The sequence below is a fragment of the Actinoplanes sp. NPDC051513 genome, from assembly GCF_044454685.1.
Taxonomy (GTDB): Bacteria; Actinomycetota; Actinomycetes; order Mycobacteriales; family Micromonosporaceae; genus Actinoplanes.
The window spans coordinates 1-14,138 of sequence record NZ_JBITDW010000009.1; the positions used below are offsets into that span (position 1 = coordinate 1).

At 69.0% G+C, this 14,138-nt stretch carries 6 protein-coding genes and 1 pseudogene; 3 read left to right on the forward strand and 4 right to left on the reverse strand.

The window, feature by feature from the left end:
* Window positions 1–701: 701 nt before the first annotated feature.
* Both ACIA5D_RS27400 and ACIA5D_RS27405 read right to left on the reverse strand, forming a co-directional pair.
* Complete coding sequence (locus ACIA5D_RS27400; RefSeq protein WP_396033095.1) at window positions 702–2,852, reverse strand: DUF6055 domain-containing protein; 2,151 nt, start codon at window positions 2,850–2,852, stop codon at window positions 702–704.
* A gap of 79 nt (window positions 2,853–2,931) precedes the next feature.
* Window positions 2,932–3,231, reverse strand: a pseudogene (locus ACIA5D_RS27405) (GGDEF domain-containing protein); the annotation flags it as partial.
* 284 nt (window positions 3,232–3,515) lie between these two features.
* On the opposite strand from ACIA5D_RS27405, the gene ACIA5D_RS27410 reads away from it, so the two are divergent.
* Complete coding sequence (locus tag ACIA5D_RS27410; protein WP_396033097.1) at window positions 3,516–4,991, forward strand: arabinofuranosidase catalytic domain-containing protein; 1,476 nt, start codon at window positions 3,516–3,518, stop codon at window positions 4,989–4,991.
* Window positions 4,992–5,000: 9 nt separating this feature from the next.
* Here ACIA5D_RS27410 and ACIA5D_RS27415 read toward each other — a convergent pair whose 3' ends face one another.
* Window positions 5,001–5,795 carry an SAM-dependent methyltransferase gene (locus tag ACIA5D_RS27415; protein WP_396033464.1) on the reverse strand — a complete coding sequence of 265 codons (795 nt, stop codon included), beginning with the start codon at window positions 5,793–5,795 and terminating at the stop codon, window positions 5,001–5,003.
* A gap of 31 nt (window positions 5,796–5,826) precedes the next feature.
* A complete protein-coding gene (locus tag ACIA5D_RS27420) occupies window positions 5,827–8,601 on the reverse strand; it encodes a peroxidase family protein (RefSeq protein ID WP_396033098.1) in 2,775 nt (924 codons plus the stop codon).
* Between the two features lie 193 nt (window positions 8,602–8,794).
* Between ACIA5D_RS27420 and ACIA5D_RS27425 the strand changes: the two genes are divergently transcribed.
* Window positions 8,795–10,054 (forward strand): prolyl oligopeptidase family serine peptidase, encoded by a 1,260-nt coding sequence (locus ACIA5D_RS27425; protein ID WP_396033099.1) that lies wholly within the window; start codon window positions 8,795–8,797, stop codon window positions 10,052–10,054.
* Between the two features lie 142 nt (window positions 10,055–10,196).
* On the forward strand, window positions 10,197–14,135 hold the full coding sequence (locus ACIA5D_RS27430; RefSeq protein WP_396033100.1) for an Ig-like domain-containing protein: 3,939 nt from the start codon (window positions 10,197–10,199) through the stop codon (window positions 14,133–14,135).
* Window positions 14,136–14,138 lie beyond the last annotated feature (3 nt).

Consider the following 14,138-nt stretch of genomic DNA (forward strand, 5'->3'; position numbering starts at 1 on the left):
GGTTCGAGCGGGCCGGGCTGCCGCGGGCCACCCACGGCCCCGGCCATGGCAGCCCCGGATCGCTCATCTCACCGCCGCCGGCAACGCCCGGGTCTCAGCGGCCGGACCCAACCCCGCCTGCCTGCCACGCGACCAACCAGGCCACCGCGGTGAAGAACCGCCTCAAACGCCTGCACCCTCGGCGCACCATCCTCGGGCACGCTTTGCTTTGCGCACCAATACGTGCTGCTTTGCGCACCAATACGTGGCCAGGAGGTTCTCAGCGACGCTGAGATCAACAAGCTCGTCGGAGTGGGCGCGGCGTGGGCGCGGCGTGGGCGGCGGCTTGCGGCGATCGGTGGCTGGGCTGGGCACGGCCTGGAACCCGCGTGGTTGCGGTCGGTGCGGCCGGTCTCGCGACGTTGTGGTACCGGCGGTATCCCGTCGTGCCCGGTACGCCGGCGCTTGAGCCAAAGCGCAGACCTGCCGCCCGGCGCGCGAGACCTTGATGAGCAGGCGTTCGATGCGTGCAGGAATTCATCATCGTTCCCCGCCCACCAAGAGCCGACGACAGAAATACACGGATATTCCGGTTACCGGTATCCGCACAGCCCACTCCCACCGCGCCGCCGCCGGTCAAGAGTCGCGTTGCTGGGTCGCGGTATTCATGCTCGGTCTCCGGCGTGCCGCCGCTCGGGGCTGAACGGCGGCACGCCGGATCGCTACGTCGCGGTGCAGGTGGCGGGGGGAGTGCTCGGGGTGCCGTCGGCCAGGAAGCCGAAGGTGGTCCGGGCGCCGCCGGCCAGCGCGCCGTTCCAGGAGGCGTTGCGGGCGGTCACCGTCGTGCCCGAGGTGGCGACGTCGGCGCTCCAGGCCTGGGTGATCTTCTGGCCGGAGGCGAGCTGCCAGGTCGCCGTCCAGCCGGTGATCGCGGAGGCGCCGGCCGTGACCGTGACCTCGCCTTGGAAGCCGCCGGTCCAGCTGCCGGTCACCGCGACCGTCGCGGTGCAGGAGCGGCCGGCGGGCGGGGTCGTGGTGGGCGGGGTCGTGGTGGGCGGGGTCGTCGTAGGTGTGGTGGTGGGCGGGGTCGTCGTGGGGGGAGTGGTCGTCGGCGTCGTGGTGGGGGGAGTGGTCGTGCCGTCCACGGCTACCTCGGCGTCGGAGAAGCGGGTCACCGCCGGGTTCACGTCGGTCTCGCCGGTCCGGCCGTCGCAGCCCCGATCCGGGTTGAAGAGCAGATACGTGCCGGAGCCGCAAGCTATGGCCAGCTCGGCGTCCCCGCCGACGACCACGCTCCCGGACAGGTTGGCGCCGCCCTGGATCAGCGCGTTGTCCTTCACGACCGCGTTGCCGCCGACCGTCGCGCCGGAATTCACCCAGGCCAGGCCCTCGATGCGGGCGTTGCCGCTGACCGTCGAGCTGCCGTAGACGGCCGCTCGGGGGCCGACGTACGCGGTGGAGGCGACATTGGCGCGGTTGTCGACCCAGCCGCCGCCGTTCGAGTGCCAGTGGCCGCCGCCGGTCGCGGCCGGCTTCACGTAACCGGGCTCGTAGCCGGACGGCGTTGCCCCCGAGATGCCGAACTCGTACGGATAGCGGTAGTTCTTCGTGTATCCGTCGAGGAACGCATAGTGGTGCACCGACGACGGCGCCCCCACCACGACCAGGTAGACCTCGTTCTCGCCGGACTGGGTCTGGAACGTGATCTGCCCGTCGGCGGCGGTGGAGACCGGGCCGTAGCGGGGCACGCCGTTCTTGACCGCCACGAAGCCGTAGCTCCAGCCCGACCCGGCCGCGCTGGTCACGTGGCCCTTGAAGTGCAGGCGGATCAGCGCGCCCGAGGTCGACGGCACCAGTTTGATCTTGTTGTAGCCGTAGTCGGAGGGCGCCAGGGCGGGCGGGATCGCGTAGTGCCCGGCCGACTGGTTGACCGCGTCGACCGCCACGCCGTTGTAGGCGTTGATGAAACCCGCCCCGTACACGTTGGTGATGAACGGCAGAACGTGGGAACGATTGCTGTAGTCGTACGTGACCTGGTGTTGTGCGTATTCGGCCAGCTGCGCGTTGAGCTGTGCCTGCGTGAGCCCGGCCAATCGGCGATATGTTTCCAGCGGATGTTCGGTGTTGCGGGCCTCGTTCCACATCCGGTTGAAGATGTCGATGCTGCCGTAGCGGTCGACCAGGTATTGCACGAGCATCCACGCGCCGTAGTGGTGGCGGCTCGACGAATAAGCCAGGTTCTCGGTGCGCAGGAAGCGGGTGAGGTCGCCGGCGCCGCCGTCGGGATAGACCTGCATCGCCATGTATTCGGCGCTGGTCTCCCAGAACGTCCCGGCCGACGCGTCGGTGAAGCCCATTCCGGACTTGCCGAGGAACGTCAGATTCTGGAACACGTGTCCCAGCTCATGGGCGAGACCCCAGGACCCGGGCAATGCGGCGGCCGGCGCGATGTTGATGACGCCGACCTTTCCGTCGGCGCTTCCGCCGGTCGCCCACGCGTTCAGCTCGGTGCGATTCCAGGTCTGGGTGACAATCACATCGATTTTGTACGTGGCGAGCAGCCCCGACTCCGGCGTGAACTTCATGGTGTTCACGTAGAAGGCGTAGACCGACTCCAATTGCTGGAGGATGTTGTCGGGATTGAAGTTGTACGGCGACGGCGCCGACACCGGATTGGTTCCTGATTTCTCGCCCCAGAGCAGGATGAAGTTCGCCGATTCCTTGGTGCGGTTCTGGGCCCATGGCACCTCGCCGGTGCTCGCCCAGGACGGCGGGATGTAGACGGTCTTCGCGGCGGCGAACGCGCGCGGTATGCCGAACGGTAAGAGCGCGAGCGTGAGCAGCATGCCCACGAGCAGGCGGCGCCGGAACATGGTGGGGGACCCTTCGTCGTGAACGGACGCTGACTCCCCACCAAGTCAGCGGTCATCATGGCTCACGAATCGAGGAGCGTCAATTCATCGACACCCGGTTGCGGCCGGCGTTCTTCGCCTCGTAGGGCCGCCGGTCCGCGATCGAGATCAGGTCGGCGTCGCCGAGCGCCACCCCGACGCTCACCGTCACCGCCAGGCCGGCGGCGATGATCCCCCAGTCGAACTCCTCGACCACCCGCCGGATGCGTTCCGCGGCCGACAGATCTCGCAGGAGCACGGCGAACTCCTCGCCGCCGTAGCGCGCGGCGAGATCGTCGCCGCGGCAGCCGGCCTGCAGCAACCCGGCCGGCGCCCGCAGCACCTTGTCGCCGACCTGGTGGGAAAACCGGTCGGCGGGGACACCTGCTCGGCGACTGCGATCTCGGACCCGCTCACCCGCGTTACCCCGTCCAGCCGACGCTGATGGCGGAAGCTTCGGCCGCCGGCATCATGGCATGAGCGATCCAGCGGGGCGATCCAGCGGGGCGATCTGGCGCGGATCGGGACCCCATTGACAAGCATGAAATTAACAGGCAAAGATTTGTTAACGTTCACATCCCCCGCGACTCCCCAGCAGCGTCCAGGCCACGTGCCGCTGCCTCGCACCCACGCGAAAGGCACACGATGGGTCCTCGATCCCTGTGGCGAGTCGTCCTCGCCTCCGTCCTCACCGTCGCCGCGGCGTTCGCCGTCTCCGGGACGGCCAACGCCGCCGGCACCGGGCCGTGCGACATCTACGCAAGCGGCGGCACCCCCTGCGTCGCCGCGCACTCCACCACCCGGGCGCTGTTCGGCTCGTACGGCGGCTCGCTCTACCAGGTGCGCCGCTGGTCCGACGGCGCCACCACCAACGTCGGCGTGCTCAGCGCCGGCGGCTACGCGAACGCCGCGACGCAGGACTCGTTCTGCTCCGGCACCTACTGCACGATCGTCCGGATTTACGACCAGACGTCGCGCCACAACGACCTCACCGTCGCGCCGGGCGGCGGCGCCAACCCCACCGCCGATCAGGGCGCGAACGCCGCGGCGCTGCCGGTCACCGCGGGCGGCCACAAGGTGTACGGCGTCTACGTCTCGGCCGGCAACGGCTATCGCAACAACGCCACCAACGGCGTCGCCACCGGCAGCGCGCCCGAGGGCATGTACATGGTCACCGAGGGCACCCACGTCAACAACCGCTGCTGCTTCGACTACGGCAACGCCGAGACGAACAACAACGACACCGGCAACGGCGACATGGACGCCATCTACTTCGGCACGCTGTGCTGGTTCTCGCCGTGCAGTGGCTCCAACCCGAAGGTCATGGCCGACCTGGAGAACGGCCTGTTCGCCGGCGGCAACGGCTCCAACACGGCCAACACCGGTCGCAACAGCGCGTTCGTGACGGCCATGACCAAGAACAACGGCACCTCGACGTACGCGATCAAGGACGGCAACGCGCAGTCCGGCAGCCTCGCGACGAGGTACAACGGAGGGCTGCCGACCCAGTCCGGCTACCGGCCGATGACCAAGCAGGGCGCGATCATCCTGGGCATCGGCGGCGACAACAGCAACGGCTCGGTCGGCTCGTTCTTCGAGGGCGTGATGACCAGCGGCTACCCGACCGACGCCACCGAGAACTCGGTCCAGTCCAACATCGTCGCGGTCGGCTACGCCAAGAGCGTCACGTTCCCGGCCAACGGCGGCACCTACCGGCTGACCAACCTGGCCGCCGGCAAGGTGCTGGACGCCATCAACTGCGGCACCGGCGACGGCACCCTGCTCGACGTCTGGCAGAACCTCAGCAACAGCTGCCAGCAGTGGAGGTTCAACAGCGTCGGCGCCAACAAGTGGACCATCACGAACGTCAACTCGGGCAAGGTCCTGGACGCGCAGAACTGCGGCCTGGCCCTCGGCACGGTCGCGGAACTGTGGTCGTCGCTCGGCAACACCTGCCAGCAGTGGGCGGTCATCCCGGCCGGCAACGGCCGCTACGAACTGGTCGTCGAGAACAGCGGCATGGTCCTCGATGACGTCAACTGCGGCACGGCCAACGGCACCCGGGTGCAGTTGTGGATGTGGCTCAACAACACCTGCCAGCTCTGGTCGTTCTCGTCGTAACCAGCGCCGCTACGGCTTGCGCCCCACCGCGGTCCACACGTTGATGTCGGATCGCTCGGGGATCGTCGCGCCGGGCTCGGGCCGCCACTCGCTGGCCGGCACGATGCCCGGCGCGACGAGCTCGAGGCCGTCGAAGAGGTCGCCGAACTCGTCCTTCGTGCGGGTCCACACGTCGGTCTTGCCCTCGTCGATCAGCTGCTGGTAGAGCCGCTGCTGTTCGAGGGTGCCGAAGTCGCTGGTGGCGTGGGTGGCGACCAGGTAGCTGCCGGGCGGCAGCGCGTCCAGCAGCTCGCGGACGATCGGGCGGGCCGCGCCGTTGCCGGGCACGAAGTGCAGCACCGCGATCAGCATCAGCGCGATCGGCTGGTCGAAGTCGAGCGTGGCGCGGGTGGCCCGGTCGGCCAGGATCGCGTCCGGGTTCTTCAGGTCGGCCTCGATGTACGCCGTGCGGCCCTCGGGGCTGCTGGTCAGCAGGGCACGCGCGTGCACCATCACCATCGGGTCGTTGTCGACGTACACGACCCGGCTCTCGGGCGCCACGGACTGCGCGACCTCGTGCGTGTTGTCGGCCGTCGGCAGGCCGGTGCCGATGTCGAGGAACTGGCGGAGGCCGGCCTCGGCGGCGAGGAACCGGGTGGCCCGGCGTAGCAGCGCCCGGTTGGCCAGCGCGCCCAGCCGCACCTTGGGGAACATCTTCTCGAGCTGGTCGCCCGACTCACGGTCGGCGGCGTAGTGGTCCTTGCCACCGAGCCAGTAGTTGTAGCGCCGGGCGGGGTGCGCCACGCTCGCGTCGATTTCGGACATTCCGGCGGCCCTGTCAGTCACGCGGCGAATTCTACGACCACGGGGCGAACGCGTTGCGGCCGTCCGGGATCACCCCCGCCAACTCCGGGCAATGCCGGTGGATCAGGCTGGTCATCGTGGTGCCGGCGACGTGGTCGAGACCGAACTGGGTGTAGATCTCGGGCCGGTAGTCGGCCGTCAGGAAACGGTCGCTCTGCAGCCGCCGGGAGGCCATCAGGATGAACACCCGGAATGCCGTGTCGGAGAATCCGAATCCCTCGGGCGGCGTCTCGGAGAACAGCCCGACCATCGTGTCGATCTCGTCCACGTTGCGATAGACCGCGCGCAAACGCCGTACGATATCGGGATCTTGATTGAGGTCTTCCCAACGCTCGATGCGGGGCAGATGCAGGGCCGCGCGGAAATCGTTGTAGCGGGGAACGCCGCGGCGCCGGGTACGCACCAGGTCGACCACCGACAGGTCGACGAGCTCGCCATCACGCTCGAGATTCAGCAGCGCCCGCGGATAGTTCCGCAGCGTGATCGCCCCCGGGTGCGCGACGCCGAACGAGTACAGCACGTTCGTGAGGCCGAGCTCGCGCAGCACATCGTCGGCGCGGTTACCCTGCAGATCCAAGAAGCGGCTTTCGCGTACGAGTCCGCCGCTCGCCGCGTCGCGGAACGCATAGTCGTCCGGAATCAGCGGGTGCATGCGGTAGACGGTGACGAAGTCCTCGGTCAATGAGTACGGCGTGCCGTGGTGATCCGGAACGGTCTTCGGAATGCCGTGCAGGGCATTGACGTCGGTCAGCCAGAGCCCGATCCGGCTCAGCCAGTCCTTGGCCGGGACGCCGTTCCAGTTGACGTTCATCGCCCGGCTGAGCACGTCGGTGGCGAGGATGGCCGGCGTCCACTCCACGGTGTGGATCTTCGCGATGATCGCCGCCACGATCAGCCGCGCGGTCTGGTAGATCCGCTCGTCGGTCCAGTCCGGGTTGCGGGCGCGCAGCTCGTCGCAGAGGACGTTGTGCTCGCGCGCGAACAGCGTGTGCATGCTGCTCAGCCCGAGCCACCAGGCCTCGTTGAACCCGGTGATCTCCGACCCGTCGAGGTCGACGGGCAGATAGCCGTCGTCGAGCCGCAGCTTGGCGCCGTCGCGGAGCCCGTTGTCGTCGCTCGTCCCGTAGACCTCGGACCCGTCCCACCAGTGCGAGGCGACGTTGCCGAAGAGCAGCTCGACCCCGTCGACGCCGATGCCCCGGCTGATGTTGCCGCCGATTCGCATCGCCGGCTCGAGCGGCCCGCCCGGCGTGTTCTGCCAGCCCGGCACGTCCGGCGGCAGCGGCACCCACACGTCGTCGACGCCCAGCGGGTGCCGCGCGTGCACCACCCAGTCGTGCACCTGGAACTGGATCCACGCCGCGGCCAGGATGTTCAGCGACGTGGCGGGCTGGAACGTCGCCCGGTGCAGCAGCTCACGGCTCACCACGATCGGGTTCGGCTCGTCGTCCAGATCGGGCCGGTGGGTGGCGGGCACGTTGCGCCCGAAGGCGGCGCCCACGGCGCCCATGTCCGGTTCCGAGAGGTCGTTCCAGGTGCCATTTCGCGTACGGGATTCGCGCACGCCCTCGGCCTTGACCGGCACTGCCCGCGCCCGGGGCGGCGCCTCGCGTACCTCGGTGTCGATCAGGTTGTCCCGGCGCAGCACGTCCCGCAGCGCGGCCAGGTTGAGCAGCGAGAGCGCGTCCGGCAGCCGGTGCCACGGCCGGAACCGGTTGACCACGCCGAAGATCGCGCGCATGGCGGCCCCGGCCACCCGGTTGCGCGCGGGCACCTCGGTGAGCCACCGCTCCCGGTCGCGGTGCGCGGCGCTGGCGTCGTACGCGGACTTGCGGACCCGGTTGAGGTTGCCCAGCGGGCGGAACTCCTCGGTGGTGTTCCACGGGTTGAAGCGCAGCCCGTGCACCTCGTTCGCGTTCGCGGCGCCTTTCCGGATCGTCAGCACCGCGATCGGCTCCGGCGGATGATCGTGCGAGCGCCAGTCGATGGCCGCGTCCTCGATCGGCGTGGTGCGCGGGTCTCGGAAACGCTGCACGCACAGCTCGAACCGCACATCGTCGAGGGCGAGCCGCCGGGCCATCTCGCCGGTGAGGAAGTCCGGGTCTTCCGGTGCCGGCGGATCGGCGACCGGTGTCCCCGGCCACGGCCGCAGCAGATACTGCACCGCGTGCTCGCCCCAGGCGACCGGCGTGCGACTCCAATAGGTCTCGGTCGCCACGCTCGCGATCCGGGTCCGCCCGGCCAGGACGTTGCGCGCCATCCGGAATGTCTCGAACGGCCCGATCACGAACACCAGCTTGACGAGCCCCACGATGCGCCCGACCCCGCCGCCCGCGGTGGCCACCGCGAACTCGCAGAACTGCCGCGCGCCCCGCGCGTGCGCCACCGGCGCGTTCGTCATCAGCAGGTCATGGTGCTCGTGGTCGCCCACGGTGACCCGCAACGCCGCCCCACGCAGGTCGGGCTCGTGATCGTCGAGGATGCGCCCCTCGGCGTTGCTGAACCGCACGGCCGTCCGGAAGGCCGCCCCCGGCCGGGCGAAGCCGACCCGCAGATCGTCGGGCAGATCGAGAAAGCGCAGCTCGGCATCCGCGACCGCGAAGGTGCCCTTGGCCTGGAAGCCGGCGACGATGGGGCCGCCTTTCCGGTTCTTGAGCTGGGCCCGCATGATCTGCTCGGCCATCCGCGCGAAGAGCCGCCGCTCGGCCTCCGCCGAGCCACCCAGATAGGACTCCCGCCACCGCGGTTGTGTCCCGGTCGTCGTCATCGCAAAGGCCTCCGGCGCTGGAGCTGGCTCGCGGTCGATCGAAGGATATCGACGCCGGACAACCGTCGCGCCCCCGCGCTGTCTCGTCATCCGCGTGTAACAAGCCGGTAACAAACCGACCGAGTGGTCGAGAATCGAGGTAGACGTACATCGATGTGGCTAGTTGCACGGGGGATCGAGATAGGGAGTCCTCATGGCCCAGCTCATCAAACGTCGCACCGTTCTAGCCGCCGGCGCGGGCGCTGCCGCCGGCCTTGCCCTGCCGGGCGCCGCCGCCCAAGCCGGTGGCCGCCACCACCCCATCACCGTGAGTTTCGTGCTCGACGCCGTGACGCTCGACGGCGGCGAGCAGGTCGTCTCGCTCACCCTCGACACCGGCCGGCTCGGGCCGATCGACCCGGCGAGCCTGAACGCCGGCACGTTCAGCGTGCACGCCAAGGCCACCAGCCCGATCCCGATCGCGCCGGGCGACCAGATCTTCAGCGAGTACGACCTCGACCGGCCGGTGACCGCGGCCCGCCTCGACCGGCGCGGGAACATCGTGCTCGAGCTGAGCTACGCCGAGGGGCAACTCGGCGGCGGCACGCTCGGCTACATCGTCAGCAAGGGCCGCAACGTCCAGCTCGACCTGACCTACACCATCACGCAGAACGCCCCGCTGGCCCGGCGCCACGGCGGGCCGGTCACCATCGAGCGCTTCGTGCAGGGGCGGCTGTCCAATCCCGAGGTGGACGCGTTCGGCTATCACGTCTCGGGCTCGGGAATGAAATATCGCCTCTATTCGCCCGGCCACGACAAGCGGCGCCCGCTGGTCGTCTGGCTGCACGGTGGCGGCGAGGGCGCCTCGCTGCCCGACAACTACTACGACAACGAGACCACGCTGCGCGCGAATCGCGGGGCGCTGGGCTTCGCCACCCGGGAGGCGCAACGGATCTTCGGGGGCGCGTCGGTGGTCGCGCCGCAGAGCACGTCCTTCTGGCTGGAGGACGGGCCCCGGTTCGCGCCGCTGATCCGCGAAATCGTGCGCGACGTCGTACGGAAAAATGCTGTTGATCCTCGACGGATCCACGTCGTCGGCTGTTCCAACGGCGGCTATATGAGCATGAAAATGACGAGCGTCTACCGTGACCTTTTCGCGTCGTCCGTGCCTATTTGCGGCGTGGTCGAAGCGCTGCAGGAGGGGGCGCCGCCGCAGCTGCCCGATGCGGAGCTCGCGACGATCGACACGCCCACGTGGCTGGTCGCCTCCCTCGACGACGACACCGTGGATCCCCAGGCCAACACCATTCACGCGCACGACGTGATCCCGGGCGCGCGGATGACCCTCTACGACCACGTCATCTGGGGCGGCCACCAGTTCCCGGGCCACTGGTCCTGGATCTACGTGGCCCGCAACGACCCGAGCATTCACGGCACCCACATCTGGCAGTGGATGGCTGGACGGCGAAATTGACCGCCTTTCCCGACAATTCCGCCTTGTTGTCGGCGCGCTAACTGGCGAATGAAAGACGTGCGAATTCGGAAATCGCTGAGAAACGTCTGGTGTTTAACGTCCCCGGCTGTTCGAGGTTCCACCTCCTTGCCGGGAGACATTTGTGACAGTACGTACAATCGGGGTGATCGCCGCGCTCGCGATCGCGGTCCCCCTGGCGCTGGCCTGCCCGGTGGCAGCAGCGGCGACCACCCCGACCACGACCACCGCGGGCCTGCCGGACCCCACCGCTCGCGGACCATACGGACACCAGGTCATCGAGGAGGCCAAATTCGGCCTCGCCACCATCGAGGAGCCGAACTCCGACGGCGCCGCCCCCACGGCCGGCACGTCGCAGGCGGCCGAGCAGGTCGAGATCCGCGGCCAGCTGTACATGCCGGACTATTCGCTGCGCACCAAGCCGTCGCCGCTGATCGTGCTGGTGCACGGCAACCACGGCTCGTGCGACTCGGGACAGGACTCGACGACCGCGTCCTGCGCGCAGTTCAAGCACAACGAGGACGGGTACGCCTACCTCGCGGAGAACCTGGCCACCTGGGGCTACACGACGTTCTCCATCTCCCAGGACCAGCTGATGATGCGCCAGGACAACAGCAAGGGGAAGGGCATGCACAACCGGCGCATGCTCATCGCCGCCACCCTGGACGCGATCACCGCGGCGAGCAAGGCCAAGGGCCTGCCGATCGACGCGCACACCACCGTCGGCACCACGCTCTCGGGGCACCTCGACATGACCCGGATCGGCCTGATGGGTCACTCGCGCGGCGGCGACGCGGTCGCGAACTTCCTTGACTACAACCGGATCCGTACGGACGGGCCGCGCTACCCGATCAGCGGCGTCATCTCGCTGGCGCCGGTGGACTACGAGCGCAAGGCGCCGTACGGGATGCCGTTCATGACGATCCTGCCGATGTGCGACGGCGACGTCTCCAACCTGCAGGGCGCCCGCCTGTTCGAGCGCAGCCAGTACGTCAACCCGGACGACCCGTTCCCGCGGATCCAGGTGGAGCACCTCGGCGCGATCCACAACTGGTACAACACCGTCTGGTACGCCGACGGCGGCGCGGACGGCCAGGCCAACAACGACGCGGCCTGTGGCAACTCGGCGCCGTTCGCGACCAACAACGTCCATCCGCACAACCTGCGGCTCTCCGGCGCGGCCAGCTACACCGACCCGGACCAGAACTACGCCATCGACAACTCCGACCCGCTGAACCCCTCGGTGAACACAAAGATCTCGGGCGATGCGGAGCGGATGGGCGACCAGGAGAAGCTCGGCCTGGCGACCATGGCGGCGTTCTTCCGGCGCTACATCGGCGGCGAGGGCGCGTTCGACCCGTACATGACGGGCGAGCTGTCGAACACGGCGTCCGGCTTGCAGGTTCCCGAGTCGGCCTGTCCGACCAGCGACTCCGGCAAGGCGATCCCCTGCAACGAGCGGCTCAACACCACGTACTTCGCGGCGCCGCAGGAGCGGGTCGACGTGATCCGGCCCGAGGTGGAGAACCCGCTGACGAAGAACGCGCTCGGTGGCACGCTGAGCGGGAGCGGATTCGCCGACCCGTACGCGCAGGCGGCCGGCGTCACCACCAAGCCGGCGGCGACCGCGCAGGGCTATGACTGGTGCAACCCCGAGCCGATGGACTTCGCGCCGTCGCAGCTCGGCAAGACCGGCCTGCCCACCGCCATGAAGCAGTGCCCGCTGCCCGCGGCCACCGCGCTCGGCGGCCAGAGCGGCACCCGCGAGAACAGCCCGATCAACCATTCGTACGGCCGCCAGCTCACCCTGGCCTGGGACCAGAGCTCGCCCGCGACGCTCACCGCCCAGATCCCGGCCGCGTCGAAGAACGTCAGCGGTCTCGAGTCGCTGTCGCTGGACGCCGCGGTCAACTTCTTCGACACCCGCAACCCCGGCGCCGACAACCGCGGCGACAACACGCGCGACGCCGCGACCGCGTCCTGGCCCAATGAAAAGCCCACCTCGTACGACCCGGCCTCGACGACGCAGAACTTCCAGATCGTGCTGACCGACCTGGAGGGGCACTCCGCGTCGGTGGACGCCGGTGACCCGCGGTGGGGCAACGCCCTGCACATGTCGACCGGCACGAACACGCCGAACACGCACATCGTGCTCGACCAGATCCGGGTGCCGCTCGGCGCTTTCACGGGCGTGGATCTTGATTCCCTGGCGAAGCTCGAGCTCAAGTTCGGCACGGGCGACCTGCCCAAGTCGGGCTCGATCGAGCTGGCCGACGTGCGCTTCCAGGAGTCTCGTTCCGGCGGGCAGATCTTGTCGGACGGCAAGACCAAGGCCAACGGCGCCGGCTACGGCCGGTACTCGCTCGGCGGTCCGCTGCCGGCGAGCTACCTGGCCGCGTACGACAACACGCCCGGCAACGTGAAGCTGAGCGGCGAGAGCACCACCTGGACCGTCGACGACGACGAGCAGCAGTGCCCGAACGCGCAGTTCACCTCGATCCAGTCCGCCGTCGACTACGCGTCGCCGTGGGACACGATCGTTGTCTGCGCCGGCACCTACCAGGAGTCGTCCACCCCGGTGAACGCCACCTCCAACCCGGTCATGACCGGCGCGAAGAACGGCCTCACCATCAACAAGCCCCTCAAGATCAAGGGCGCGGGCGCCGACAAGGTGACCATCGAGCCCGACCAGTCGCTCGCGACGCTGGCCGGCACCGACCCGTACCTGCGCGACGGCGGCGGCAACGTGATCACCGTGTCCCGGCAGTCGCTCGGCTCGACCGACACCAACGAGATGTTCGTCGACATCTCCGGCGTGACGGTCACGTCGGGCAACACCTGGGCCGAGGCCGGCATCGCGTACTTCGGCGCGGCCGGGCGCATCGCCGACAGCGTCGTCGGCCCGATGAAGGTGGCGACCACCGACGAGGAGAAGGCCGCCCACCCGCACGGCTGGGGCGTCATCAAGACCGGTCTGATCCAGGGCACCAGTTCGGGCACGGTCGAGAGCGAGCTCACCGTCGCCGACAGCGTGATCACCGGATACCAGTCCGGCGGCATCCTCTTCGACGGCGCCCGCGGCAAGGACGGCGCGGCGGACAACACCGTCCGCACCGGCATCCGCAACCACGGCTACGTCTCCGGGACGGTCGTCAAGGGCTCGGGCATCGGCATCAAGTACACGAGCGGGGTGGAGGGCTTCGTCGACGACAGCCGCATCACCGGGAACGCCTACGGCGTTCTGCTCACCGACTCCGGGACGGTCACGGCTTCCGGGGACATCATCACCGGCAACGCGTACGCGGCCTACAACGCCGACGCCTCGCAGACCGCCGTGCGTGACGGCTCGCCCCTCGTCATCACGCGCAGCTACTTCGGCGGCAAGCCGGTCGTCTCGGGCGCGAACTCGGTAATCATCACCAAGCCGCTGTCGTCCCCGCCGCGCTCGGTCCCGACCGGCGTGGGCCGGGTCGCCGACCACAGCCCGACGGCCACGCTGGCCGACCCGGGGCGGGGCATGGTCTTCCAGGTCGGCACGGCGGTCACCCCGCTGGTCACCGGCGCCGACGACTTCGCGATCAAGTCCGCCTCGCTGATCGTCAACGGCGCCAAGGTGGGCACCACGTCCACCTCGCCGTACCTGTTCAGCTGGACCCCGAGCGCCAAGGAGGCCGGCAAGAAGGTGGTGTTCCAGGCGCTGGTCGTCGACTCGTCCGGCAACGCGCGGCTCTCCAGTCCCGTCACCTACACGGTCGCCCCGATCACGCCACCACCCACCATCAAGATCGGCAAGATCGAGATCAACACCAGGGCGGGTACGGCTACCGTCAGCGCCACGGTCAACACCTCCGGAACCGTCACCCTCGCCGGCGACAAGATCGAGACTGTCACGGAGAAGGTGAGCCGGGGCTGCAGCGTCACGCTCGACGTGACCGTGGCGCCGGCCTACCGCCAGGCCCTGATCAAGGTCGGCAAGCTCGAGGTCACCGCCACCGTCACGTTCACGAACGCGACCGGCCAGACGGCGAGCCGGCCCATCACGGTAACCCTCGTCAAGAAGTAGCGT